The organism is Pseudonocardia ammonioxydans (genome assembly GCF_900115005.1).
In the GTDB taxonomy this organism is placed as follows: Bacteria; Actinomycetota; Actinomycetes; order Mycobacteriales; family Pseudonocardiaceae; genus Pseudonocardia; species Pseudonocardia ammonioxydans.
On the sequence record NZ_FOUY01000005.1, the window covers coordinates 170,366 to 194,383 of the forward strand.

24 protein-coding genes and 1 pseudogene are annotated in these 24,018 nt (G+C 75.1%); 17 read left to right on the forward strand and 8 right to left on the reverse strand.

Translation table 11 applies throughout. The annotated features are described in order from the left end of the window. Positions 1–191: 191 nt before the first annotated feature. Positions 192–1,262, forward strand: a complete 1,071-nt coding sequence (locus BM093_RS07395; RefSeq protein ID WP_093339151.1) for a 3-deoxy-7-phosphoheptulonate synthase — start codon at positions 192–194, stop codon at positions 1,260–1,262. A 129-nt stretch (positions 1,263–1,391) separates the two neighbouring features. Then, positions 1,392–1,814, forward strand: coding sequence for a large conductance mechanosensitive channel protein MscL (gene mscL / locus BM093_RS07400; RefSeq protein ID WP_093339152.1), 423 nt, complete (start codon positions 1,392–1,394; stop codon positions 1,812–1,814). 76 nt (positions 1,815–1,890) lie between these two features. On the opposite strand, the gene BM093_RS07405 is transcribed toward mscL, so the two are convergent. After that, a complete protein-coding gene (locus BM093_RS07405) occupies positions 1,891–2,352 on the reverse strand; it encodes a GNAT family N-acetyltransferase (protein ID WP_218162691.1) in 462 nt (153 codons plus the stop codon). Between the two features lie 391 nt (positions 2,353–2,743). Between BM093_RS07405 and BM093_RS07410 the strand changes: the two genes are divergently transcribed. Next, positions 2,744–3,301: a TetR/AcrR family transcriptional regulator gene (locus BM093_RS07410; protein ID WP_093339156.1), complete on the forward strand. Its 558-nt coding sequence runs from the start codon at positions 2,744–2,746 to the stop codon at positions 3,299–3,301. Between the two features lie 85 nt (positions 3,302–3,386). Here BM093_RS07410 and BM093_RS07415 read toward each other — a convergent pair whose 3' ends face one another. After that, entirely contained in the window at positions 3,387–4,019 is a 633-nt protein-coding gene (locus tag BM093_RS07415) for a hypothetical protein (RefSeq protein WP_093339159.1), read from the reverse strand. 403 nt (positions 4,020–4,422) lie between these two features. Here BM093_RS07415 and BM093_RS35800 point away from each other — a divergent pair, with 403 nt between their 5' ends. After that, positions 4,423–4,569: a hypothetical protein gene (locus tag BM093_RS35800; RefSeq protein WP_177238316.1), complete on the forward strand. Its 147-nt coding sequence runs from the start codon at positions 4,423–4,425 to the stop codon at positions 4,567–4,569. Between the two features lie 402 nt (positions 4,570–4,971). On the opposite strand, the gene BM093_RS07420 is transcribed toward BM093_RS35800, so the two are convergent. After that, on the reverse strand, positions 4,972–5,454 hold the full coding sequence (locus tag BM093_RS07420) for an Lrp/AsnC family transcriptional regulator (RefSeq protein WP_093339162.1): 483 nt from the start codon (positions 5,452–5,454) through the stop codon (positions 4,972–4,974). Positions 5,455–5,524: 70 nt separating this feature from the next. Here BM093_RS07420 and BM093_RS07425 point away from each other — a divergent pair, with 70 nt between their 5' ends. Further along, positions 5,525–6,007 (forward strand): DUF2000 domain-containing protein, encoded by a 483-nt coding sequence (locus BM093_RS07425; RefSeq protein WP_093339164.1) that lies wholly within the window; start codon positions 5,525–5,527, stop codon positions 6,005–6,007. 101 nt (positions 6,008–6,108) lie between these two features. On the opposite strand, the gene BM093_RS07430 is transcribed toward BM093_RS07425, so the two are convergent. Further along, positions 6,109–6,339 carry a hypothetical protein gene (locus BM093_RS07430; RefSeq protein ID WP_093339167.1) on the reverse strand — a complete coding sequence of 77 codons (231 nt, stop codon included), beginning with the start codon at positions 6,337–6,339 and terminating at the stop codon, positions 6,109–6,111. 40 nt (positions 6,340–6,379) lie between these two features. After that, positions 6,380–7,453: a redox-regulated ATPase YchF gene (gene ychF, locus BM093_RS07435; RefSeq protein WP_093339426.1), complete on the reverse strand. Its 1,074-nt coding sequence runs from the start codon at positions 7,451–7,453 to the stop codon at positions 6,380–6,382. Between the two features lie 259 nt (positions 7,454–7,712). Between ychF and BM093_RS35805 the strand changes: the two genes are divergently transcribed. From BM093_RS35805 to BM093_RS07450, 3 genes are all read left to right on the forward strand, one after another. Further along, positions 7,713–8,276, forward strand: a complete 564-nt coding sequence (locus tag BM093_RS35805) for a hypothetical protein (protein ID WP_093339170.1) — start codon at positions 7,713–7,715, stop codon at positions 8,274–8,276. Positions 8,277–8,359: 83 nt separating this feature from the next. Further along, a complete protein-coding gene (locus BM093_RS07445) occupies positions 8,360–9,859 on the forward strand; it encodes an AlkA N-terminal domain-containing protein (protein ID WP_093339172.1) in 1,500 nt (499 codons plus the stop codon). Further along, positions 9,856–10,368, forward strand: coding sequence for a methylated-DNA--[protein]-cysteine S-methyltransferase (locus BM093_RS07450; RefSeq protein WP_093339174.1), 513 nt, complete (start codon positions 9,856–9,858; stop codon positions 10,366–10,368). The genes BM093_RS07445 and BM093_RS07450 overlap by 4 nt, the downstream gene beginning before the upstream one ends. A gap of 7 nt (positions 10,369–10,375) precedes the next feature. Here BM093_RS07450 and BM093_RS07455 read toward each other — a convergent pair whose 3' ends face one another. Beyond that, positions 10,376–10,906, reverse strand: coding sequence for a hypothetical protein (locus BM093_RS07455; RefSeq protein ID WP_093339178.1), 531 nt, complete (start codon positions 10,904–10,906; stop codon positions 10,376–10,378). A gap of 239 nt (positions 10,907–11,145) precedes the next feature. On the opposite strand from BM093_RS07455, the gene BM093_RS07460 reads away from it, so the two are divergent. From BM093_RS07460 to BM093_RS07470, 3 genes are all read left to right on the forward strand, one after another. Then, positions 11,146–12,720, forward strand: a complete 1,575-nt coding sequence (locus tag BM093_RS07460; RefSeq protein WP_245773356.1) for a DNA recombination protein RmuC — start codon at positions 11,146–11,148, stop codon at positions 12,718–12,720. 4 nt (positions 12,721–12,724) lie between these two features. Next, positions 12,725–13,855 carry a DUF6542 domain-containing protein gene (locus BM093_RS07465; protein ID WP_093339183.1) on the forward strand — a complete coding sequence of 377 codons (1,131 nt, stop codon included), beginning with the start codon at positions 12,725–12,727 and terminating at the stop codon, positions 13,853–13,855. A 216-nt stretch (positions 13,856–14,071) separates the two neighbouring features. After that, positions 14,072–14,614, forward strand: coding sequence for a L,D-transpeptidase (locus tag BM093_RS07470; RefSeq protein ID WP_093339186.1), 543 nt, complete (start codon positions 14,072–14,074; stop codon positions 14,612–14,614). Positions 14,615–14,706: 92 nt separating this feature from the next. Here BM093_RS07470 and BM093_RS07475 read toward each other — a convergent pair whose 3' ends face one another. Then, the gene (locus tag BM093_RS07475) at positions 14,707–15,672 is read right to left on the reverse strand and encodes a 4-hydroxy-3-methylbut-2-enyl diphosphate reductase (RefSeq protein WP_093339189.1); all 966 of its coding nucleotides are present in this window, start codon (positions 15,670–15,672) and stop codon (positions 14,707–14,709) included. A 102-nt stretch (positions 15,673–15,774) separates the two neighbouring features. On the opposite strand from BM093_RS07475, the gene BM093_RS07480 reads away from it, so the two are divergent. From BM093_RS07480 to BM093_RS07490, 3 genes and pseudogenes are all read left to right on the forward strand, one after another. Further along, positions 15,775–16,380 (forward strand): lipid droplet-associated protein, encoded by a 606-nt coding sequence (locus tag BM093_RS07480; RefSeq protein WP_093339191.1) that lies wholly within the window; start codon positions 15,775–15,777, stop codon positions 16,378–16,380. Between the two features lie 149 nt (positions 16,381–16,529). After that, positions 16,530–17,690 (forward strand): annotated as a pseudogene (gene xseA, locus BM093_RS07485) (exodeoxyribonuclease VII large subunit); the annotation flags it as partial. 299 nt (positions 17,691–17,989) lie between these two features. After that, positions 17,990–18,208 (forward strand): exodeoxyribonuclease VII small subunit, encoded by a 219-nt coding sequence (locus BM093_RS07490; protein WP_093339194.1) that lies wholly within the window; start codon positions 17,990–17,992, stop codon positions 18,206–18,208. Positions 18,209–18,362: 154 nt separating this feature from the next. On the opposite strand, the gene BM093_RS07495 is transcribed toward BM093_RS07490, so the two are convergent. Further along, a complete protein-coding gene (locus BM093_RS07495) occupies positions 18,363–19,178 on the reverse strand; it encodes a DUF4245 domain-containing protein (RefSeq protein WP_143105288.1) in 816 nt (271 codons plus the stop codon). Between the two features lie 190 nt (positions 19,179–19,368). Here BM093_RS07495 and glpX point away from each other — a divergent pair, with 190 nt between their 5' ends. From glpX to BM093_RS37870, 3 genes are all read left to right on the forward strand, one after another. Next, a complete protein-coding gene (glpX, locus tag BM093_RS07500; RefSeq protein ID WP_245773362.1) occupies positions 19,369–20,355 on the forward strand; it encodes a class II fructose-bisphosphatase in 987 nt (328 codons plus the stop codon). 46 nt (positions 20,356–20,401) lie between these two features. Further along, positions 20,402–21,808 (forward strand): class II fumarate hydratase, encoded by a 1,407-nt coding sequence (locus BM093_RS07505; protein WP_093339203.1) that lies wholly within the window; start codon positions 20,402–20,404, stop codon positions 21,806–21,808. A 140-nt stretch (positions 21,809–21,948) separates the two neighbouring features. Next, complete coding sequence (locus BM093_RS37870) at positions 21,949–23,934, forward strand: EAL domain-containing protein (RefSeq protein ID WP_093339206.1); 1,986 nt, start codon at positions 21,949–21,951, stop codon at positions 23,932–23,934. The last annotated feature ends 84 nt before the right edge of the window (positions 23,935–24,018 follow it).

Here is a 24,018-nt window from a genome sequence, read left to right on the forward strand (position 1 = left end):
CGCTCGTTCCGCGGACGGCCGTGAGGTAGGGTCGGGTCGTGCAGCGCGCCTCCTACTGGTTTCGCCGGCCGGCCCGGGATGGGTCGGCAGGTGCCGTAGCGCGCTGACCTCCATCCCCTCGAGCCGGCATGACGGACCGGCTCGGGCGTGGTGATCCGGGGCGGTCCGCCGGGAAAGGACCACCGTCCCTGATGAGTACCACCCCCGCTCCGCTGCTGGACACCCCGCTCGACGACCGGCGCATCGAGCGGATCAGCCCGCTGATCTCCCCCGCGCTGCTGCGTCACGACCTGCCCTGCTCCCCCGAGGTCGCCGGGACGGTCACCCGTGGCCGGTCCGCCGTCACCGACGTGCTCGACGGCAACGACGACCGGCTGCTCGTCGTCGTCGGCCCGTGCTCGGTGCACGACCCCGACGCCGCGATCGACTACGCCCGCCGGCTGGCCGCCCGCGCCGAGCAGCTCTCCGGTGAGCTCTGCGTGGTGATGCGCACCTACTTCGAGAAGCCGCGCACCACGGTCGGCTGGAAGGGTCTGATCAACGACCCCGGCCTGGACGGCACGTTCGACGTCAACCGGGGCCTGCGCACCGCGCGCAAGCTGCTGCTCGACATCTCGGCGCTGGGGCTGCCGGTGGGCTGCGAGTTCCTCGACCCGATCACCCCGCAGTACATCGCCGACGTCGTGACCTGGGGCTCGATCGGCGCCCGGACCGCGGAGAGCCAGGTCCACCGCCAGCTCGTGAGCGGTATGTCGATGCCGGTCGGGATCAAGAACGCCACCGACGGCGACATCCGCGCCGCCATCGACGGCATGCGGGCGGCGGCCGCGTCGCACGTGTTCATGGGCGTCAACGCGGACGGGCTCGCCGGGCTGGTCACGACCACCGGCAACGCCGACACCCACGTCATCCTGCGCGGTGGCGCCCGCCCCAACTACGCCGCCGCCGACGTCGCGGCGACCGCGGACGCCCTGCGGGCAGCGGGCCTGCCGGACCGGGTGGTCGTCGACGCCAGCCACGGCAACAGCGGCAAGGACCACGTCCGCCAGGCCGTCGTGGTGGGCGAGCTCGCGGAGCGGATCGCCGCCGGCGAGCGCGGTGTCACCGGGCTGATGATGGAGAGCTTCCTCGAGGCGGGCCGCCAGGACCTCGGCCCCGACATGGTCCGCGGCCGGTCGGTCACCGACGCGTGCATGTCGTGGGACACCACCGACGACCTGCTCGGCACCCTCGCGGCGGCGGTCCGCGCCGGCCGGCGCTGAGCGGGACTCGCGGAGCCCCCTCCACACACACCTCGCCGGTTCCGGGTCTGTCCGTCCGCAGCGGACGGTGACAGGCTCGGTCCCCGGCCGGGCGGCGCCGCCGACCGGGACGATCCGGAGGGGAACGACATGCTCAAGGGTTTCAAGGACTTCCTGATGCGCGGGAACGTCATCGACCTCGCGGTCGCGGTGGTGGTCGGCGCGGCCTTCACCGCGGTGGTCACGGCGTTCACCGAGGCCTTCCTCAAACCGCTCATCCAGCTCGTGTCGGGCGGCGGGGAGCTGGCCGGGTCCTTCCAGGTGAACGGCGTGACGTTCGACTGGGCGAGCTTCGTGAACGCCGTGATCACGTTCGTCATCACCGCGGCCGTCGTGTACTTCCTGGTGGTGCTCCCGCTGAAGACCATCCAGGAGCGGCGCCAGCGCGGCGAGGAGTCCGGTCCGTCCGAATCGGACGAGGTCGTGCTGCTCACCGAGATCCGGGACCTGCTGCGCGAGGGGCGCGAGAGCGAGGCCGCGGGCCGGCACGCGGCGGGCGGCGCCCCGGAGTGAGTGCAGTGTCCCTGGGTCCGGCGCGCCCGGGGCCGGCGCGCCCGGGGTCGGCACTCCCGGGCGTCGACGCCCTCCGTCACGCGCGGCGGACCGCACGCTCCATGCGGTGCTCGGTGATGCCGTCCGGGCGCTCGATCGGGCCCAGGTCGGCGAACCCGAGGCGCCGGTAGAAGGCCGCCGCGCGGTCGTTGCCCACCACGACGTGCAGCGCCAGGCGGGACGCCCCCCAGCCGGCGGCGCAGTCGAGCACCGCGTCCACGAGGGCGTCAGCGGTACCGCGGCCGCGGGCGTACGGGGCGACCCAGAGCGCGATCAGATCGGCCGTGCCGTCCGGGTCCGGGGGGATCGCGACGACCTGACCGCACGGCTTCCCCTCGACGTCCGCGACCAGGTAGCGGCCGGGCGCGGCGAGCCGCTCCCGCCACTCCTGCTCCCCCGTACCCAGCCAGTCCTCGAGCCGGCTGTGGAACGCCTCCGGGGCCTCCGCGAGCGCGGCGAGCCGCAGGGCGCGCCAGGTCAGCCAGTCGTCGGGACCCACCTCCCGCACGGTGATCGTGCAATCGGCCAACGAGCGCCTCCCGGGAACGGACGGAGGGTGAAACCTAGCAGCGCCCGGCACCTCGACAATCCTGATGACCCCGTCGGGTGCGGCGAAACGGAGCAACGGGCTCGTCCGATGGACCGGCATGAGCACGCTCCGGCGCCGCCCGCTGCGCCGTCCCGCAGGCCCTCGGATCCTTCTCGTCGGCGCCGTCGCCCTCCTCGCGTTCACCGGGGTCGGCGCAACCGATGACGCCGCGCCAGCTCCGGGCGCACCCGCCCCGTGCGGGCTGATCTGGACGCCGGCACCCGACTGCGGGTGACTCCGTGTATCCGGAACGGGGTGGTCGGTGACCGTGACCGCCCGCGGCGCCTGCGAGGATGCCGTCATGGATCCCCGGGTCGTACGGACGCGTGGGCGGCTGCAGGACGCGCTGCTCGCCCTCGCCCGTGAGTACCCGCTGGAGTCGATCGCCGTCGCGGACGTGGCCGAGCGGGCCGGCGTCAACCGCAGCAGTTTCTACCAGCACTACACCGACAAGGAGGCCCTGCTCGCGGACGCGCTGAGCGCGCAGGCCCTCGCTGCTGGTGCCGACCTGTCCGAGCTGGTGGCGACCGATCTCGACCCGGATCCGCCGGCGGCGCTGCTGCGGTGGTTCGTCCACGTCGCCGACCACGCCACGCTGTACCGGCAGGCGCTCGGCGGGGCGGCGGCCCCGGAGGCGGCGGCCGGGATGCGGCGCTGGATGCAGGAGTTCGTGGCCGACACCGCGCGGGAGATGGGCTTCGCGGAGTCCGACGCGGGCATCCCGCTCGACGTGTTCGCCGCGGGGCTGACCTGGTCGCTGCTCGGTGTCGCGGCGAGCTGGTTGGAACGCGATCCGCTCCCCGCCCCGGAGGTCGCGGCCGGGTGGGCGTGGCGGATGCTGGTCCGCCGGGACTTCTGAGCGCGCTGCGCAGGAGTTCCGGTCGGCCGTGCCGCCCGGGCCGGGTCCAGCGGCCCGGGCGGCACGTGCCTTCCGTCAGGGCGACTCAGCCCTGGACGATCCCGGAGTTGGACTTGTCGACGTCGGCGGTCGACTGCGAGACCGAGCCGCTCGAGAGCAGGCCACCGATGTTGATCGACGGGCTGACCGCGGCGTCGACGTCGATCAGGCCGCCCTTCTGGGCGGCGTAGCCGCCACCGGGGCCGTGCCCGTCCGAGCCCGACTGCAGGATGCCGCTGTTGGACTCGTCGACGTCGGCAGTGGACTGCTCGACCGGGCCGGAGTTGCCGATGCCGCCGATGTTGGCGGACGGGCTGACGTCGAGGCCCAGGCCGACCAGGTCGTCGACCTGGACCGCCTCGCCGGCACCGCAGCCGGACTGCACGATGCCCGAGTTGGACTTGTCGAGCTTGGTGGTCTGCTGCTCGACCGGACCGTCGTTGAGCACGCCCCCGATGTTCAGGGCGGGGTCGACGGCGGCGTCGAGACCGAGCAGGCCGCCCTCCTGGGAGGCGGAGGACGGGCTGCAGTCGCGGTCCTTGCCGTGGCCGCCGTCGCCGTAGTCTCCGGCGAAGGCCATGCCGGCGGAGCCGAGGGCCAGGGGCACGGTCAGCGCACCGACGGTGGCGATCCGCCGCGCGGCACGGCGGGTGGGGTTCGTCGTCTCGGGGGCGTTCATGGCGCTCCTTTTCTTCTGTGTGGCCCGGCCGTCGGATATTCACGCTGTGTCACGGCCTGGTGTCTCGAAACGTACGTCCCTGCACCACGGAAGAGGACGGCGGCCCTCGGTTGGGACCTTGTTTGTCCGGTTTGACCACCGTCGACCGACCGCTCGCCGTTGATCAACTACACACAGTGCTATCCAGCACGTGTCGGATAGCTACTCTGCGTAGAGAAATGCCCGGTGGCACTTCGTTACACAACTCCACCGAGAAGAGACGCAGGACACAGTCGAGCAACATCCACTTCGCCGGAGCGTCCTACTGCGCGGTAGCGGGAACACCGATGAATGCGCGACCATCTCGCTTGAGCGTCGACGTGCGACGACGAGGCGCGCGCAGCAGCTCGTGCTGCGCCGCTCCATGAGTGGCCCCCGACCGCTCGGCGTATATCGATCGGCGAACGGCAGCATCGCGAACGCCTCCGAGCGGCTGCGAGAGACCCTCGCGAACTCGATCGCCGTCGGTGCGTTCGTCAACCTGGACAACGACGTGCCCCGTCTGGAGTAACGCACTCCGGCCGAAAATTACGCCGACAGTGCGACATCGGGCCGCCGCTCCCGACATCGATCAGCACGCTCCAGCCCCGCCCGGGGCGCCGGCGGGCATCTCGAGCACCGCACCCGGGTCGATCAGCACGCTCCAGCCCCACCGAGGGCGGCACCGCGCAACTCGAACACCGCACCCGGCTCGATCAGCACGCATCGGCCCCGCCCAGGGCGCCGGCGTGCAACTCGAACGCCCCGCCCGGGTCGATCAGCACGGTCCCGCCCTCGGAGCCGGTGCGCTCGGCTCCGGCGGCTCACCCAGTCGCCTCGAGGTGGGCGACCACTGGACGCGCGCACGCGTGCCGTGCCCTCCAGGGCGATCGCCGGCCGGCCGCTCCGCGTGGTTCCCGGGTTCCCGGCGTCGCTACGTCGTCGGGCGCGGCGGTCGCTCCCCGCCGCACGGTCCCGGCTGCAGGTGTTCGTAGACCACCGAGGTGCGCACGTCCGCGACCTCGGGGCGTTCGGTCAGCCGGTCGACGACGAACGCGTAGAGCTGCTGGTTGTCGGCCACCGCCACGTGCACCAGGAAGTCCTCGGCGCCGGTGGTGACGAACACCGCGAGGACCTCGGGCAGGTGGCTGACCCAGTTCCGGAAGCCCTCGATGCGCGGTCGTGACGGCGGCCGGATGCGGATGGCGACGAGTGCCTGCACCGGGCGTCCCACGGCGGGGAGGTCGACGACGAGGTGGGCGCCGCGGACGACTCCCCGGTCGCGTAGTGCCCGGGTCCGGTCCAGCGCCGTGGTCGGCGCTACGCCGACCGCGGCGGCGACGTCCCGGTTGGTCCGCCGTGCGTCGTGGGTCAGTTCGGCCAGGATCGCCGTATCAAGTTCATCGAGGTCGGCCATTATCCGGATCTTTCCGTATGAAGTACGAGTGTTGCTCTATGGTGGCGATGTTTCGGATACCTTGCCGACCGTGACCCGTTCTGCGTACGACAGCAACCCTGGATTCGCCCCGGAGGAGATCCAGACGGACCAGCCGACCGGCAAGGCTCGACTGAAGTGGGTCGTCGTCGTCGACGACTCGCTCGCTCCCGGTCATGCGACCAATGCCGCCATCTGCGTGGCAGCGGCGACCTCACCGGCCGTGGCCGGCTTCCTCGGCTCCGACGCGAAGGACGCGGACGGATCTGCTCACCCGGGCCTGCCCTGGGCCGGCTGCACCGTGTTGACCGCGCCGGCGTCCGAACTGGCCCGGCTGCGCGGACGGGCTGCGGCATCCGACGGAGTGTTCGTGGCCGACATGCCTGCCGCCGCCCAGGAGACCCGGGTGTACGACGCCTACGTCGAGGCGGTCGAGTCCACCCCCGGCGACGAGCTGCGCTACCGGGCGGTGAGCGTGGTGGGGCCCCGTAACCGGATCGCCAAGATGGTGCACGGGATGGCGATGCTCGGCTGACGCCCACTCATGCGGCGTGCCCCTCCTGTGCGGCGCCGGGCCAGGCTCGTGCTCAGCGACGCTGAGCACGATCAGCACGTCCGCGTCGAGGAGATAGGCCGTCACTCCTCGACCACCATTGACGCAACGTCCTCCGAGGAGATCCGACGCCCGACGCTGACGACCGGAAACCCGGAACGCTCGTCGGTGCCGATGGCCGCCGGCTCACCGAGCTGGATCAGACCGCGTGCCGCCAGCTCCGCGACGACAGCGGAGAGCGACAGACCACGACGCTCCGCGATCTCCTTGGCCTGGCGGTGCACGGCCGGCGGGAGGTCAACGGTGGTACGCATGAGCGAATCATGCGTGCATCACGCCTGATGCAGGCGCTCGCTAGACGTTGAAGCGGAACTCCACCACGTCACCGTCCTGCATGACGTAGTCCTTGCCCTCCATCCGCACCTTCCCCGCGGACTTCGCGGCGTTCATCGACCCGGCGGCGACGAGCTCGTCGAACGACACGATCTCGGCCTTGATGAAGCCCCGCTCGAAGTCCGTGTGGATCACCCCGGCCGCCTGCGGGGCGGTGGCGCCCTGCGGGATCGTCCAGGCGCGGGCCTCCTTGGGCCCGGCGGTGAGGTAGGTCTGCAGCCCGAGGGTGGAGAACCCGGCGCGGGCCAGCTGGGCCAGGCCGGGCTCGTCCTGCCCGATGGACGCCAGCAGCTCGGCGGCCGACTCGTCGTCCAGCTCCAGCAGCTCGGCCTCGACCTTCGCGTCCAGGAACACCGCCTGCGCGGGGGCGACCAGATCGGCCAGCTCCTTGCGGCGCGCGTCGTCGGACAGGACGGCCTCGTCGGCGTTGAACACGTACAGGAACGGCTTCGTGGTGAGCAGCGTCAGTTCGCGCAGCGGGGCCGGGTCGAGGCCGGCCTGGAACAGCGTCCGGCCCTCGTTCAGCACCGCCTGCGCCTGCTGCGCCGCCTCCAGCGCGGGGCGCCGGTCCTTGTGCGTGCGGGCCTCCTTCTCCAGCCGCGGGATCGCCCGCTCCAGGGTCTGCAGGTCGGCCAGGACCAGCTCGGTCGCGATCGTCTCGATGTCGCTCGCGGCGTCGATACGGCCGTCGACGTGCACGACGTCCGGATCGTCGAACACGCGCACGACCTGGCAGATCGCGTCGGACTCGCGGATGTTGGCGAGGAACTTGTTGCCCAGCCCGGCGCCCTCGGACGCCCCCTTGACGATGCCGGCGATGTCGACGAACGACACCGTCGCCGGGAGGATCTTGTCCGAGGTGAAGATCTCGGCCAGCTTCCCCAGGCGCGCGTCCGGCAGCGGCACCACCCCGACGTTCGGCTCGATCGTCGCGAACGGGTAGTTCGCCGCGAGGACGTCGTTCCGGGTCAGCGCGTTGAACAGGGTCGACTTGCCGACGTTGGGCAGGCCCACGATGCCGAGGGTGAGGGACACGGGCAGCCAGGGTAGTCGCCGCCGGTCAGCCCGGTTCGAGCCGGTGGCCCGCACCGCACACGGCCGGTGCGCCCCGGCGCTCCCCTGCTCCGCGTCATCACGGAACGTCGCTGTCGTTAGGCCGAGCGGCGTACGTCATACTGCGCCGAGCACCGGGTCGTGACGAATCGTTCGACGGAACGGCCGGGTCGCATCACCCCGCGGGCGCACTGCCGGGCCGCACGGGTGAGAACCGAGGCGCCGAGACCGAGGGGGATTCATGCGCCTGCCGGGCATACACGCCGTGCTGACGGCCGGGGTGGCCGTGCTCGCCACCGCCGGCACCGTGTCCGCCGTGTCGCTGACGTCGACCGGGACGGAGGACGTCCCGCTGCCGCCACCGGCGCCGGTGACCTCGGCCCCGCCACCGGCCGCGCCCGCTCCCGCACCACCACCCGCCGCACCGCCGCCGGAGCCCGCTCCCGCGGCCGACCCGCCGGCGACCGGTTCGAGCGGCTCGGGCGGCTCGACCGGCTCCGGCGGTTCGGGAGGCTCCGGCGGCTCGGGAGGCTCCGGGAGCTCGGGAAGCTCCGGTTCCGGTGAGGGCTCGGGCGGCGGCGGCCGGGCCCCGAGCACCGGGGGCGGTGGTTCCGACGGGGGTTCCGGTTCCGGAGGAGGTTCCGGCGGCTCCGGCGGTGGCGCCCAGCGCCCCGACCCGCCCCGCGAGGACCCGGACGACGGCATGCCGCCGCGCGGTGCCCCGGACAACGCCGAGGAGCGGGACGAGCAGATCGAGTTCGCCTGCGAGCAGGGGTGGATCTCCGGGGCGGTCTGCCGGGGCTGACCCCCGCTGCCGATACTCCGGGGCCGACACCCACGACCGATTCCCGCGAGTCCGCGGGGCGCCGCGGTGGCAGAGTCGGTGCCGTGCTGCTCGACCACGACACCTGCTACCGCGCCGTCACCGCGAAGGACGCGCGGTTCGACGGCCAGTTCGTCACGGCCGTGCGCACCACCGGCATCTACTGCCGCCCGTCCTGCCCGGTGCCGCCGCCGAAGACGCGCAACGTCGAGTTCCTGCGCACCGCGGCGGCCGCCCAGTCGGCCGGCTACCGGGCCTGCCGGCGCTGCCGGCCCGACGCCGTACCCGGCTCCCCGGAGTGGAACCTGCGGGCGGACGCGGCCGGGCGGGCGATGCGGCTGATCTCCGACGGCGTCGTCGAGCGGGAGGGGGTCTCCGGGCTCGCCTCGCGGCTGGGCTACTCGCCGCGCCAGCTCGGCCGCATCCTCGCCGCCGAGCTCGGTGCCGGGCCGCTCGCGCTGGCCCGCGCGCAACGGGCGCACACCGCCCGCGTGCTGGTGGAGACGACCCCGCTCGGCCTCGCCGACATCGCGTTCGCGGCCGGGTTCGGCAGCGTCCGCCAGTTCAACGACACCGTCCGCGCGGTCTACGGGGTGCCGCCGTCGCGGTTGCGCGCGGAGGCGGGACACCGGCGCGGGGCGGCCCCCGCCGCACCGGGGGCGATCACGCTGCGGCTGCCGTACCGGGCGCCGTTCGACCCGCACGGCCTGCTGGAGCACCTGGCCGCCCGGGCCGTCGACCGGGTGGAACGGGTCGACGGCGGGACCTACCGGCGCACGCTGCGGCTGCCGCACGGGCCCGCCGCGGTCGCGCTCGACCTGACCGCGCGCCCCGGGGCCGTGCTGGCGACGCTGCGGACGACCGACCCGCGCGACGTCGGGCCCGCCGTGTCCCGGCTGCGCCGGCTGCTGGATCTCGACGCCGACCCGCAGGCCGTCGACACCGTCCTGGCCGCCGATCGGGTACTGGCGCCGCTGGTCGCGGCGACACCGGGGATCCGGCTGGCCGGCACCGCGGACCCCGCGGAGACCGCGGTGCGGACCGTGCTCGGCCAGCAGGTCTCGGTCGCCGCGGCCCGGACGGCCGCGTCCCGGCTGGCCGCCGAGCACGGCCCCGCGCTGCCCGCGGAGCTGCGCGACGAGGACACCGGCGGGGCACCCGATCTGCTGTTCCCCACGGCCGAGGCCCTGTCCGGGGCGGAGCTCGCCGGCCCGGCCCGCCGCGCGGCGTCACTGCGTGGGCTGTGCGGCGCACTCGCGACCGGCGCGCTGGTCCTCGACCCCGGCCGTGACCCCGCGGCCCTGCGTGCCGAGCTCCGCGACCTGCCCGGGATCGGCCCCTGGAGCGCCGGGTATCTCGCGATGCGGGTGCTCGGCGATCCCGACGAGCTGCTGGAGTCCGACCTCGCGGTGCGCCGCGGGGCCGCCGCACTCGGCCTGCCCGGGGACGCCGCCGCGCTCGCGGCGCGCGCCCGCTCCTGGGCCCCCTGGCGGTCCTACGCCGCCACCCATCTCTGGCGGGCCGCGACGCCCGCCCCCGCACCCGTCTCCGGGAGGAACGCATGAGCACCGCCGTCCGGGCCACCAGGGACACCCCCGCCGGGCCCTTCACCGCCGTCGTCGACGCGGACGGCTACGTCCTCGCGTCCGGCTGGACCGCCTCGGTCGACGAGCTGCTGGGGCTGATCCACCCCTCGCTGGCCCCGACCGACGTCGTCGAGGGCGAGCTCGGGCCGGTCGGGGAGGCGATCGACCGCTACCACGACGGTGACCTGTCGGCGATCGACGGCGTCGGCGTCCGGCAGCGGTCGGGCCCGTACCGCGAGCACGCCTGGGACGTGCTGCGGACGGTCCCGGCCGGTGCCCCGGTCACCTACACCGGCTACGCCGTGAAGACCGGCCGGCCGGCCGCCGTCCGGGCCGCGGCCGGCGCCTGCGCGCACAACGCCGCGGCCCTGTTCGTGCCGTGCCACCGGGTGCTGCGCACCGACGGCACGCTCGGCGGTTTCCGCTGGGGCCTGCCGGTCAAGCGGTGGCTGCTCGACCACGAGTCGGCCGACCTGCGGCTGGGCTGAGGTCCGTTCAGCCGGCGGTGTGCTCGGTGAACGGGCCGACCTGGATGCCCGCGTCGACGCCGAGGGGGCCGTACGCGGTGAACGCGCCCGGGATCTCCCCGCCCGGGGCGTGCGGTGTGAAGTCGATCCGGTTGGCCTGGGCGGGCCCGGCGGAGTTCGGCACCTGGACGTCAAACCGGACCGGGTTCGCCGGGCCGAACTCGACCGGCCGGGTCTGGTCGCCGTAGGGGACGCTGTCGACCGCGCGGGGCGATCCGTTCAGGCTGAAGACCAGGTTCGACGGCGACCCCTGCAGCGTGCAGTCCGCGGTGCCGGGGGCGGCGGTGAGCACGACCGCGTAGTGCCGGTGCCCGGCACTGGCCGGGGCGGGCTCGACGACGGCGCGCTGGTTCGCCGGCCGGCAGGCGCTCGGAGCGGGGTCGGTGACCGGGTCGGCGTTCGCGACGCCGGCCGGCACCAGCACCGCCGCGGCGGTGGCGAGGGCGGCGGCGGTGGTCGCGGCGGTCCGTGCGATGGTGCGGGCGAGTCGGGTGGTCATCGGATACCTCTCTCGGTCCTCGGTCCATGCGGTGCCGCTCCGGATCCCGGAGCGCTGACACCGGAGAAGACGCGTGCATCGCGCAACCGTTCGCCCGACGTGTCGTTCGCCTCGCCGAGGCAACCTCAGCGCCCGTTCGGCCGTCGGCCACTGCGCCGTTCGGTCCACAGATGCCGCGGACACGCCCGCGACCTGCGCGTTCGCCGAGATTGTCGGGGGTGCGGTGCACGCTGCGTGGCGTGGATGCGATCAGTCTGCTCGTCGGGACCCTGCTCGGCGCCCTCGTCGCCGCGGCCGTCACCTGGGTGCTCGCCGCCGCCCGGTTCCGTGCCGAGGCGGCGGAGGCGGCCCGGGCCGCGGCCAACACCGCCGCGACCACCCGGGCGGAGTCGGCGGGCCTGCGCGCCGAGCGCACCGGCCTGCTCGAGCGGATCGAGGAGATGCACGAGTCGCTCGACGAGGCGACGACGCGGGCCCGGCGCGCCGAGTCCGACGCCGCCGGGGCGAACGCCGCCCTGCAGGCCGAGCGCCAGGCCCGCACCGAGGCCGAGGCCGGCATGAAGGACTCGTTCGCCGCCCTGTCGCAGGATGCGCTGGCCCGCAACAACGAGGCGTTCGTGGCACTGGCCGAGAGCCGGATCAAGGAGGCGACCGCCGCGCTGTCCGAGCGGGCCCAGGGCGACGAGGCGGCCCGGGCGAAGTCCGTCGAGCAGATGCTCGACCCGGTCGCGGCCGCGCTCGGCCGGGTCGAGGGGCAGCTGCGGTCGGTGGAGAAGGAGCGCGAGTCCGCCTACGCGGGGCTGCGCGAGCAGGTGCGGGCGATGGCGGCGAGCTCGGAGAAGCTCGGCACCGAGACCAAGGCGCTGGTCAACGCGCTGCGCGCCCCGCAGGTGCGGGGCCGCTGGGGCGAGATGCAGCTGCAGCGGGTCGCCGAGATGGCCGGGATGGTGGAGCACTGCGACTTCTCCACGCAGGTGTCGGCCGACGGGGAGGACGGCGGCGTCCGCCCGGACATGCTCGTGCACCTCGCCGGGGGCAAGCAGGTCGTGGTGGACGCCAAGGTGCCGTTCGCGGCCTACCTGGAGGCGGTCGAGGCCGGCGATCCCGAGGTGCACGCGCAGAAGCTCACCGCGCACGCCCGGCAGCTGCGCGCCCACGTCGACCAGCTGGCCGGCAAGGCGTACTGGGAGGCGTTCGAGCCGACGCCGGAGTTCGTGGTGCTGTTCGTCCCCGGGGACCCGTTCCTGGAGGCGGCCCTGCGCTCGGACCCCGGGCTGCTGGAGCACGCGTTCGGTCGCCACGTCGTGCTCGCGACACCGACGACGCTGGTCGCGCTGCTGCGCACGGTCGCCTACGGCTGGAAGCAGGAGGCGCTGGCCCGCAACGCCGCGCAGGTGCACAAGCTGGGCCGGGAGCTGCACGGCCGGCTCGCCACGATGGGCACCCACGTGGCGCGGCTCGGGCGCAGCCTCGACTCGGTGGTGGAGAGCTACAACCGCACGGTCTCCTCACTGGAGGCCCGGGTGCTGGTCAGCGCCCGCCGGTTCACCGAGCTCCAGGTGGCCGACGGCGAGCTCGACACCCCGGCCACGGTGGACCGCACCCCCCGGGGGGTCTCGGCGCCCGAGCTGGTCGCCTCGGCCGGGGAGTCGCTGGTCTCGCTGGAGGACCTCGGGCGCGCCGCGGAACCCGACGGGCCGGACGGGCGGGTCCGCACGCCGTGGGCCGACGCGGGCCGGGCCGGGCCGCGCGGCGACGGCGGCCCGGCGCCGGACGAGGGGCCCGGTTCGCTCCGGAAGGGGGAGTTAGGCTGACCGGGTGACCTCGACGCGCACCAGCTCGGCCCGCCGGCCCGGCGGGTCGTCGTCCCGGCCGCCTGCTCCCCGGCGGGGTGGCTGGCCGGTCCGGGAGCGGTCGCTGCTGCGTCCCGTACTCGGGATCCCGCCGGTCGCCGCGATCGGGCTGGCCGTGGGCACGACCGCACTGGGCGTGTTCGTCGACCTGCTCCGGATCGGCACGGTCGGCCGGATCTTCGAGATCGGGTACCTGCTCGGCTGCGTGCTCGCGGCCTGCTGGGTGCGCCGCCGCAGCATCTTCCTGCCCGCGGTGCAGCCACCGCTGCTGCTCGCCGTCGTCGTGCCGGCGATGGCGGTGCTGATCGGCGCCCCGACCGGCGGCGGCGCGGCCCAGAGCGTGCTCATGGCCGGGGCACCGCTGATCAACGCGTTCCCGGCGATGGCGCTGACGACGGTGGTCGTCCTGCTGGTCACCGTGTACCGGCTGCTGCGCCAGCGGCTCGGGCCCGACGACGCGCTCGGACGGCTGCGGAGCCGGCTCGGGCGGGATCCGGGCGGGCACGCCCCCGACGGGCCGCGACGGGCCGAGCCCGGACCGGCCGGTCGCCGCCCCGGCTCCGAGGCACCGTCCTCGTCCCGGCCGGGCGGCGGCAGGCCCTCCCGGGCGAGCGGTCCGCAGCCGGGGTCCGACACCGCGGGCCGCCGGCGCCCGGGCTCCGCGAACCGCGCCGGCGGCCGTGACGGTGCGGCCGGTGACCGCGGCACCTCCCGCGACGGCCGCGGCACCTCCGGCGACGGCCGGGGCGGCGAACGCGGCGGCCGGGGCAGCGATCGCGACGGCCGGGGCAGCGACCGCGACGGCCAGGGGCGACGGGGCGGCGACCGCGACGGCCGAGATCGCGACGGCCGCGGTGGACGGGGCGGCGACCGCGGAGGCCGGACCGGGGACGGCGGCGCCGAGCCCCGCGCCCGCCGGGGCCGGGCCGGCGGAGCGACCCGCTCCGGCGGATCGGCCGGCTCGGGAGGAGCGGCGGGCTCCGGCGGATCCGGCGGCGGCACCGGTCGCTCGGGGTCGGCGTCCGGCAGCGGCGCACGGTCCGCACCGGGGACACGCGGCGGGTCCTCCGCCCGGACACGCCGGGGGACCCGCTGACCGACCGGCACTCGCCGTTCCGGGTCGCAACCGAGTTCGCACTCGGCTCGCGATCAGCATTACCGCAGGTGAGCGGCCGGGATGTACCCCGGCGCCGCCGTTCGGGCGAACACAACGGAGAATCGACGCAACCCCACGCCCCACCCGGGCGTCATACACACAGCGGGGCAGGTGTGGCCCCGCCGCTCCCCGACGCACCGGACGACCTGGAGAACGATGTCCACCACCCGGAACACCCGCTTCCCCCGGCCCGCGGTCCTCGTCGCACTCGTGACGGCCGCGCTGGCGCTGATCGGTGTCGGGACGGCACTGGCCGGGACACCCGCGGCGCAGGCGTTCCGCGACCAGCCGCTGGTGCCGGGCACGCCGTGCACCGTCACCGCGCGGGCCTGTGTGGACCTCGACTCCCAGCAGTCCTGGCTGTTCCAGGACGGCAAGGTCGTCAACGGCCCGGTCCCGGTCGCGATCGGCGGTCCCGGCAAGGAGACCCCGGTGGGTCACTCGCTGCGCGTGTACCGCAAGGAGGAGCTGCACCACAGCGGTGAGTACACCGCCACCAACGGTGAGCCCGCCCCGATGCCGTGGGCGGTGTTCTTCCAGGACGGCGGCATCGCGTTCCACGAGGGCCGCACCGACACCCCGTCGGCCGGCTGCGTCCGGCTGACCGCGGAGAACGCCAAGATCTGGTTCAACCACCTGCAGATCGGCGACCAGGTCCAGGTCGTCTCGGCGCAGGCGGTGCACGCCGCCCGCGGCTGACACCCGCCCCCACACCACACGAAGGGCCCCGGATCGCGTCGGCGATCCGGGGCCCTTCGTCCGTCTCCGGAGCGACCTGACGCTGCCCGGCCTCAGCCCTTGGCGGCGGCGGGCCGGGGCGGGCGCAGCTCGCGGGGCAGCGAGAAGACCAGCGTCTCCTCCGCGGTGTCGACCTCCTCGACCGAGCCGAAACCGCGCTCGGCGAGATGCTCGACGACCCCGCGCACCAGCACCTCGGGCACCGAGGCACCGCTGGTGACGCCCACCGTGTCCACGCCGTCGAGCCAGGCGTCGTCGATCTCCTTGGCGTAGTCGATCAGGTACGACGCGCCGGCGCCGGCCCCGAGCGCGACCTCGACCAGCCGCACCGAGTTCGACGAGTTGCGAGAGCCGACGACCAGGACCAGGTCACAGCGCGGGGCCATCGTCTTCACCGCGACCTGGCGGTTCTGGGTGGCGTAGCAGATGTCGTCCGACGGCGGGTCCTGCAGCTTCGGGAACCGCTCGCGCAGCGCGCGCACGGTCTGCATCGTCTCGTCGACCGACAACGTCGTCTGGGACAGCCACACGACCTTGTCCGGGTCGCGGACGGTGACCTTGTCGACGTCGGCGGCGGACTCGACGAGCTGGATGTGGTCGGGCGCCTCGCCGGAGGTGCCCTCGACCTCCTCGTGCCCGGCGTGGCCGACGAGCAGGATGTCGTAGTCCTCGCGGGCGAACCGCTTCGCCTCCTGGTGGACCTTCGTGACGAGCGGGCAGGTCGCGTCGATCGTCTTCAGCTCCCGGCCCTGCGCCTCCGCGCGCACCATGGGCGACACCCCGTGCGCGGAGAACACGACGTGCGCGCCCTCGGGGACCTCGGAGGCCTCCTCGACGAAGATCGCGCCGCGCTCGGCGAGGGTCTCGACGACGTGCTTGTTGTGCACGATCTCCTTGCGGACGTACACCGGGGCGCCGTACTTGTCGAGCGACTGCTCCACCGCCTCGACGGCGCGGTCGACGCCCGCACAGTAGCCGCGGGGCTTGGCGAGCAGGACCTGCTTGGCAGAACCGGACATGCCACCAGCCTACGGACCACGATCGGCCCGGGCAGCCGCACGTGACACGCTCGACCGCGCCCCCCGCGACACGAACCCGCCGGGCGGGTGACAATGGCGCGCATGTCACCGCTGCCGTTCCCCGTGCGCATCGCCGCCGGCCTCGTCGTGACGGCCGTCGAACAGGCCCGCGAGCTGCCCCGGCAGGCCGTCGAGCTGCCGGTGACCGCGGTCAGCCAGGCCCTGCAGGTGTCGATGCGGGTGCAGCAGAAGGTCACCGAGCTGGCGATCAAGGGTGATCGCGCGCTGGGGACGCTGCGGGCGGCCGAGGACGTCCCGAGCTGGGCGACCTTCGACGACGACCTGGTCGAGGAGACCGACCTGCGGCTCCCCGATCCGGAACCGGCCGCACGGCAGGCACCGGCCGCCCCCGGGGCCGAGCCGCGCAACGGCAGCGTCTCCGCGCTGCGCCCGGCCCGCACCGGGATCCCGATCGACCGGCCCGAGCGGCCCGCGACGGCGTCGAACCGGCCGGAGGCCGAGGCGGGCGCGCCGTACGCCGTCCCCGAGTACCCCACGCTCACGATCCCGCAGCTGCGCGGCAAGCTCCGCACGCTGAGCGTCGACGACCTGTCCGACCTGCTGGCCTGGGAGACCGCGCACGAGAACCGGCCGGCTTACGTCACGATGCTGACGAACCGGATCGCGACGCTCTCCCAGGAGACGTGAGCCCCGCGAACGGCGGAAGCGACACGGGTGGGTCGGGCGGCTCCGATGGCTCGGCCGGCCCGGGCGGTTCCGCCGGCTCCGGCGGCTCCGGTGGCGGCAGGGCCAACACCGAGGAGAGCCCCTGGCCCGTCCGGACGGTCGCCCGCAAGATCGCCGAATGGATCGACCGGCTCGGGGCGGTGTGGGTCGAGGGGCAGCTCGCGCAGGTCAACGCCCGCTCCGCGACCGCCTTCCTGACCCTGCGCGACCCGGCCGCGGACGTCTCCTTGCAGCTCACCGCCCCGTCCGCGCTGGTGCGTGAGTCCGGCGAGGCCGTCGCCGAGGGCAGCCGGGTGATCGTGCGCGGCAAGCCGTCGTTCTACCTGGGCCGGGGAACGCTGAGCCTGCGCGTGGACCGCATCCGCGCCGTCGGGCTCGGTGAGCTGCTCGCCCGGATCGAACGCCTGCGCCGGCTGCTCGCCGCCGAGGGCCTGTTCGATCCGGCGCTCAAGCGGCGTCCCCCGCTGCTCCCGCACACCATCGGGCTGGTCACCGGGCGGGAATCGGCGGCCGAGCACGACGTCGTCACCAACGCCTCCGCGCGCTGGCCCGCGGTGCGGTTCCGGATCGAGAACGTCGCCGTGCAGGGCGGCCTCGCGGTGGAGCAGATCGTCGGCGCGCTGCGGGTACTGGACCGCGACCCGGACGTCGAGGTGATCGTTCTGGCCCGCGGCGGTGGCAGCGTGGAGGACCTGCTGCCGTTCTCCGACGAGACGCTGTGCCGGGCCGTCGCCGCCTCCCGGACACCGGTGGTGTCCGCGATCGGGCACGAGCCGGACACCCCGCTGGTCGACCACGTCGCCGACGTCCGCTGCTCCACGCCCACCGAGGCCGGCCGCAGCCTGGTGCCCGACCTCGCCGAGGAGACCGCGCGGGTCGCCGGCCTGCGCGACCGGGCCCGGCGGGCCCTGCACGGCTGGGTGGACCGCGAGCAGCGGCGGCTGGCCGACCTGCGGCACCGTCCGGCGCTGGCCGACCCGCTGCGGATCGTCGAGACCCGGGAACGCGAGGTCGCCGAGGCCCGCACCGCGGCACACCGGGCCGTCCTGCGCCGGCTGGACCGGTCGTCGTCGGAGCTGGAGCACCTGACCGCGCGGCTGTCCGCGCTGGGCCCGACGGCGACGCTGGCGCGCGGCTACGCGATCGTGCAGCGCACCGGGACCGGTCACGACGTCCCGCCCCTGCTGCGGTCGGCCGCCGAGGCCCCCGCCGGGACCACACTGCGGATCCGGGTCGCCGACGGCGCCGTCGCGGCGACGGCGACCGGCCCCGCCGACGCACCGGCCGGTCACACCGACGCCACGGCTGCTGCCCCGGCCGCCGTCACAGGCAGCACCGCCGCCACGGACGGCACAGCCGGCACCGACAGGACCGACAGCACCAGCACCGCCTCCGCAGCCGGCACCGACGGCACGGCCTCCGCAGCCGGCACCACCGACAACACGGCCAGCGCAGCCGACACAGCCACCACCGCCGACACAGCCACCACCGCCGAGCCGGCGGCGCCGGCCGGCCCGCCCACCCGGCGCCGCCGGACGGCCCGGGCCGCGACCACCGCGAAGGAGACCGGATGAGCGAGCGACCGGCCGTCGACACCCTCGGCTACGAGCAGGCCCGCGACGAGCTCGTGGAGGTCGTGCGCGCCCTCGAGGTCGGCGGCCTGGGTCTGGACGAGTCCGTGGCGCTGTGGGAACGCGGCGAGGCGCTCGCGCGGCGGTGCGACGACCAGCTCGCCGGCGCCCGCACCCGGATCGAGGAGAAGCTGACCGAGGCCGAGGCCGACGGCTGAACCACCGGGGGCGGCTGCCCCGGCGACGGCGGGGTCCGCGGACGACCGGGCTGCTGACGGCCGCACTGTGGACGGCCGCACTGTGGACGGCCGCGCTGCGAACGGCCGTAGTTCGGACGGCGGCCGGGCCACCGCCCGCCCCGACCGCCCCCGGTCAGCCGGTCGGCGCGCCGGCGGGCAGGACCCGGGCGGTCGCGAGGGAATCGGCCAGGGTCCGGAACTGCTCCTCGGACGCCGACCCGGTCACCAGGAACCGGACCTCGGGCTCACCGCCCAGGGTCGCGATCCGGAACGGCTCACCGCCCTCGCGCTGGTACACCTCCCAGGTCAGACCCCCGGCCTCGACGGTCCCCTGCATCCGGGGCGGGCCGTCGCCGCGGTCCGAGGAGCCGGACTCGGTGACGAGGACCCCCTCGGCGGAGGCGTCGGTCTGGACCAGGCTCAGGTAGTCGGCGTCCGGGGTCACGTAGCCGACCCGCACCGCGGTGCCGCCGCCCTCGACCGGGCCGCGGTCGGTCGAGTTCGCGCGGAACGGCACGTCCGGCACCCGCAGCGGGAACGCCGACCCGAGGGCGTACTCGGTCAGCCGGGCACCGATGTCCACGCTCGGCCCCGACTCCGCGTTCTCGACCGGCCCGGCAGGGCTGAACGAGCAGGTGCCGACCGAGAACAGCACCAGCCCGATCGGGATCAGGATCACCAGCGCGCCGAGCATGTCCCGGATCGAGGTCTCCCCGCGTTCGGGCTTGCGCATGGCCCGCGGACCGATGCGGGGACGCGCGGGCGCCGCCGGGGCCGGCGACCCGCCGTCGTCGCCGCCCACAGTGCCGCCCACAGTGCCGCCCGCAGTGCCGGCCGCGGCAGCGCCGTCGGCGGCAGCAGCGTCGTCGGCAGCAGTGTCGGCGGAAGCGGCGCCCTCCGTGGAGGAGGACGAGGAGGGGGACGTGCTCGGGTCCGGTCGCGCACTCACCCCTCCATGGTCTCCCAGGCATGGCGTCGGTCGCTCATCGCTCCTCCCCCGCGGGCTCCCGTGCGAGTATCGGGGGCCGTCGGCCCCGACCGGGTCGCATCAGCACGCCGCCGTGAAGGAGACGTCCGTGAGCCAGCCCGCCACCCCGTCGCGCCCCCGCCGACCCGAGACCCCCGACCGCAACCTGGCGATGGAGCTGGTCCGGGTCACCGAGGCCGCGGCGATGGCGGCCGGCCGCTGGGTGGGCCGGGGCGACAAGAACGGCGGCGACGGCGCGGCGGTCGACGCCATGCGCAAGCTGATCTCGTCGGTGTCGATGCGCGGCGTCGTCGTGATCGGCGAGGGGGAGAAGGACGAGGCCCCGATGCTGTTCAACGGCGAGGAGGTCGGGGACGGCGAGGGGCCGTTCTGCGACGTCGCCGTGGACCCGATCGACGGCACCACGCTGATGAGCAAGGGCATGCCGAACGCGCTGGCCGTGCTCGCCGTCGCCGAGCGGGACGCGATGTTCGACCCGTCCGCGGTGTTCTACATGGAGAAGATCGCGGTCGGTCCCGAGGCGGCGGACGCGATCGACATCACCGCGCCGGTCGCCGAGAACATCCGCCGGGTCGCGCAGGCCAAGCACATCGACGTCGCCGACGTGACGGTCTGCGTGCTCGACCGGCCGCGGCACGAGCAGATCGTGGCCGAGATCCGGGAGGCGGGTGCGCGGATCTCCTTCATCTCCGACGGCGACGTCGCCGGTGCCATCGCCGCGGCCCGTCCGACGTCGGGCGTCGACATGCTCTACGGCATCGGCGGCACCCCGGAGGGCATCATCACCGCGGCCGCCCTCAAGTGCATGGGCGGTGAGATCCAGGGCCGGCTGTGGCCGAAGGACGACGAGGAGCGCGCCAAGGCGGTCGGCGCCGGTCACGACCTGGACCGGGTCCTGACGACGTCCGAGCTGGTCCGCGGGGACAACGTCTTCTTCTGCGCGACCGGGATCACCGACGGTCCGCTGCTGCGCGGCGTGCACTACCGCGGCGGGGGCGCGACCACCCAGTCGATCGTGATGCGGTCCCGCTCGGGCACCGTCCGGCTGATCGACGGCTACCACCGGCTCACCAAGCTGCGCGAGTACTCCACGGTCGACTTCGACCGCGGCGAGGGCGAGGCACCGCCGCTGCCCTGAACCCGGTTACGGGCGCGAACGGCCCGGGAGGAGCAGGATCGGTGTCATGAGCGAGGACTACCGCATCGAGCACGACACCATGGGTGAGGTCCGGGTTCCCGCCGACGCGCTGTGGCGGGCCCAGACCCAGCGGGCGGTCGAGAACTTCCCGATCTCCGGACGCCCGCTGGAGCGCGCCCAGATCCGCGCACTCGGCCTGGTCAAGGCGGCCGCCGCGCGGGTGAACGGGGAGCTGGGCATGCTCGACGACGCGCGCGCCGCGGCCATCGCGGCCGCCGCCGACGAGGTCGCCGGGGGCCGCCACGACGACCAGTTCCCGGTCGACGTGTTCCAGACCGGCTCGGGCACGTCGTCGAACATGAACGCCAACGAGGTCATCGCCACGCTCGCGACCCGCGGCTCCGGTCAGGTCGATGTGCACCCGAACGACCACGTCAACGCCTCGCAGTCGTCCAACGACGTGTTCCCGACCACGATCCACCTGGCGGCGACCGAGGCGCTCGCCACCGACGTCGTCCCCGCCCTGGAGCACCTGGAGGCGGCGCTGCGCCGGCGTGCCGAGGAGTGGTCCGAGGTGGTGAAGGCCGGCCGCACGCACCTGATGGACGCCGTCCCGATCACGCTCGGGCAGGAGGCCGGTGGGTGGGCCAGCCAGGCCGGCTACGGCGCCGACCGGGTCCGCGACGCGCTGCCCCGCCTCGCCGTCCTGCCGATCGGCGGGACGGCCGTCGGGACCGGGCTGAACGCGCCGGCCGGGTTCGGTGCCGCCGTCGTCGAGAAGCTGCGCGCGGCCACCGGGCTCGACCAGCTCAGCGAGGCGGGCGACCACATCGAGGCCCAGGGCTCGCGGGACGGGCTGGTCGAGGCCTCCGGTGCGCTGCGCACGGTCGCGGTCAGCCTCTACAAGATCGCCAACGACCTGCGCTGGCTGTCCTCGGGCCCGCGCACCGGGCTCGCCGAGATCCACCTGCCGGACCTGCAGCCGGGCAGCTCGATCATGCCGGGCAAGGTCAACCCGGTGATCTGTGAGGCCACGATGATGGTCTGCGCGCAGGTGATGGGCAACGACGCGACCGTCGGGTTCTCCGGCAGCCAGGGCAACCTGGAGCTCAACGTGATGATGCCGGTGATGGCGCGCAACGTGCTCGAGTCGGCGCGGCTGCTCGCCAACGCCTCCCGGCTGCTCGCCGACAAGGTCGTCGACGGCATGGAGGCCGATCTGGAGCGCACGCGGGAGTACGCCGAGTCCTCGCCGTCGATCGTCACCCCGCTCAACGCCTACCTCGGGTACGAGGAGGCGGCCTCGATCGCCAAGCAGTCGCTGGCGGAGCGGCGCACGATCCGCGAGGTCGTGCTCGAGCGCGGGCACGTGGCGGCCGGGACGCTGACCGAGGAGCAGCTCGACCGGGCCCTGGACGTGCTCGCCATGACCCGCGGGGAGAAGCGCTCCTGACATCCCGGTCGCCGACGGCGACCGGTCCGTCGCGCCGGGTCAGTCCATCCGCTGTTCATCTCGTGGTCCCCGGACGGTCCACATCGGCGTGACACGGTGTGTCCGATTGTCGATCATCGCCACTCGGACGGACCTGTCGCATGGATGAGCGCTTCGCCTACGAGCCGGTGCACGACCTGCGCAGCGGCCGATTCTCCGGTGTCGAGGTGGTGCCGCGCCGGCAGCACGACACCACCGCCGCCCGGGCCCGGAACCGGGGCTGGGACGCCCGGCAGATCGCCGAGCTCGACGCCGGCACGGCGGTCTCCGCGGTCGCGGCGGCCCGGGCGGGCGGCGGGGTCGCGCCGGTGCAGGTCGACGTCGCCGCGGACACCGTGCTGTACGCGCGGGACCGGCTGCGTCCGATGCTCGCCGGCGCGGCGCTGGCCCCCCTGCTGGAGATCGGCCCGCCGATCGCGGCGGCCGCGCCGGCCGGGCAGCTGCTCCCGGCGCTGGCCGAGCTGCGGCGCTGGGGTTTCCGGATCGGGCTCGACGGCGCCGGGCGCGGCTTCGGCCCGGAGGTGATCGCCGCCGTCCGGCCGGACGTGGTCAAGCTGGAGCCCGAGCTGGCCGACGGTGTGCTGGACGCCGGGACCGGTGCGGTCGTCCGGGCGGTGCTGGAGGTGGCCCGGGTGGTGGGGGCGCCGGTCGCCGCGACCGGCGTCCGGGATCGGGGCCGCCTGGCCGGGTTGTACGCGTGCGGGGTGGTCCTCGCGCAGGGGCCGTTGCTGGGTGGGGCGCGGGCCGACCCCTGGCCGAGCTCGACGGCGCCGGCCGAGCTGCTGAGGCTGCTCCGCGGGACGCCGGACGGCCCGCCCCCGGACCCCCCGGCCCCCTCGGCAGCCGGGGCCGCCGGTTCCGCGGAACGCGCTCCCGGAACGCCCGGGAACCCCGGACACGCACGAGCCGGCACTACCGGAGCCGGCGGCACGGCCGGGCCCGACCGTTCCGCGGACGCGTCCGCATCCGCCGTTCCCGGGCGGGCCGGTTCCGCGGAACCGGCCGCGGGCGCTGCGGGACCCTCAGACGGCGCACGGGCGCGCACCGGCGCCACGGGATCCGAGCGTTCCGCGGAACGCGCCGCCGGCGCGACCGGACCCACCGGTTCCACCGGACCCGCCGGACGCGGCGCCGTCGCCGGGCACGGCGCGATGCCGGGCCCCGGGGCCGCACCGCCGGACGGTTCCGCGGAACCGACCACCGACGGGCCCGGAACCGGCGGTCCCGGAACCGGCGCTGCCGCTGCGGCCCCGGTCCTCGACCCGGCGGCGGCGGGCCCGCCGGTCAGCAGCCTCGCGGCCCCGGCCGTGACACTCCCCGAGGACGCCACCGGCGGCATCGCCCGCGACACGATGCAGGAACACCCGGACGCGGCGGGGGTGGTGCTCGTCGACGCCGGTCACCGCCCCGTCGGCTACCTCGACCGGAGCCGCTTCCTGCTCACCATGGCCGGCCGGTTCGGCCATGCGCTCTGGGCCGACAAGCCCGCGCGCCCGCTGGCCGACGCTCCGCGCACGGTCGACGAGCGCACCCCGCTCGGCCGGGCGCTCGAGCTCAGCCTGACCGGCGACCCCGCCCGGGGGTACGACGACCTGGTCGTCGTCGCGGCCGACGGCGCCTGCCGCGGGGTGGTCGCCGTCGCCGAGCTGTGGCGGCGGGCGATCCGGCCGGCCGGGCCGGGCCCGGCGACGCCACGTCCCGCAGCCCCGGGGCCGCCGCCACCGAGACCGCCGGCATCGGGTGCACCGGCGCCCGCAGCACCGAGCCTCACAGCGCCGAGCCCCGCAGCACCGGGCCCCGCGACACCGGGCCTCGCAGCACCGGCGACCACGGCACCAGGCCCCGCGACACCGGGCCCCGCAGCACCGGCCACCACAGCACCCGGCCCCGCTGCACCGGCGCCCGCAGCACCCGGCCCTGCAGCATCGGGCCCCGCGCTGCCGGGGCCGACTGCGGCACGGGCGCCGGGGCCGTCCGGGCCGGGCCCCTCCCACCGGCCCGCCGGGGCCGGGCCGAGGCCGTGCCCGGCGCGTGCCGCCGGTCCGGCCGCCACCCCGGCCTCGGCGCGGCGCGGTCGCCGCCGCTGACCCGGGACGCGGCCCGGCCACCCGGTCCCCACCGGGTCCGGGCCCGTCCGGCACTCCGACGGCGCGCGGCTGTCGGTGGTCGCT

Bases quoted from the DNA above. Each gene is read 5' to 3' on its own strand.
- BM093_RS07505 (WP_093339203.1), top strand. From the start codon at position 20,402: ATGAGCGAGGACTACCGCATCGAGCACGACACCATGGGTGAGGTCCGG.
- BM093_RS07470 (WP_093339186.1), top strand. From the start codon at position 14,072: ATGTCCACCACCCGGAACACCCGCTTCCCCCGGCCCGCGGTCCTCGTC.
- BM093_RS07490 (WP_093339194.1), top strand. From the start codon at position 17,990: ATGAGCGAGCGACCGGCCGTCGACACCCTCGGCTACGAGCAGGCCCGC.
- BM093_RS07430 (WP_093339167.1), bottom strand. From the start codon at position 6,339: ATGCGTACCACCGTTGACCTCCCGCCGGCCGTGCACCGCCAGGCCAAG.
- glpX (WP_245773362.1), top strand. From the start codon at position 19,369: ATGGAGCTGGTCCGGGTCACCGAGGCCGCGGCGATGGCGGCCGGCCGC.
- BM093_RS07450 (WP_093339174.1), top strand. From the start codon at position 9,856: ATGAGCACCGCCGTCCGGGCCACCAGGGACACCCCCGCCGGGCCCTTC.
- BM093_RS07395 (WP_093339151.1), top strand. From the start codon at position 192: ATGAGTACCACCCCCGCTCCGCTGCTGGACACCCCGCTCGACGACCGG.
- mscL (WP_093339152.1), top strand. From the start codon at position 1,392: ATGCTCAAGGGTTTCAAGGACTTCCTGATGCGCGGGAACGTCATCGAC.
- BM093_RS35800 (WP_177238316.1), top strand. From the start codon at position 4,423: ATGAGTGGCCCCCGACCGCTCGGCGTATATCGATCGGCGAACGGCAGC.
- BM093_RS07475 (WP_093339189.1), bottom strand. From the start codon at position 15,672: ATGTCCGGTTCTGCCAAGCAGGTCCTGCTCGCCAAGCCCCGCGGCTAC.
- BM093_RS07410 (WP_093339156.1), top strand. From the start codon at position 2,744: ATGGATCCCCGGGTCGTACGGACGCGTGGGCGGCTGCAGGACGCGCTG.
- BM093_RS35805 (WP_093339170.1), top strand. From the start codon at position 7,713: ATGCGCCTGCCGGGCATACACGCCGTGCTGACGGCCGGGGTGGCCGTG.
- BM093_RS07420 (WP_093339162.1), bottom strand. From the start codon at position 5,454: ATGGCCGACCTCGATGAACTTGATACGGCGATCCTGGCCGAACTGACC.
- BM093_RS37870 (WP_093339206.1), top strand. From the start codon at position 21,949: ATGGATGAGCGCTTCGCCTACGAGCCGGTGCACGACCTGCGCAGCGGC.
- BM093_RS07455 (WP_093339178.1), bottom strand. From the start codon at position 10,906: ATGACCACCCGACTCGCCCGCACCATCGCACGGACCGCCGCGACCACC.
- BM093_RS07480 (WP_093339191.1), top strand. From the start codon at position 15,775: ATGTCACCGCTGCCGTTCCCCGTGCGCATCGCCGCCGGCCTCGTCGTG.
- BM093_RS07415 (WP_093339159.1), bottom strand. From the start codon at position 4,019: ATGAACGCCCCCGAGACGACGAACCCCACCCGCCGTGCCGCGCGGCGG.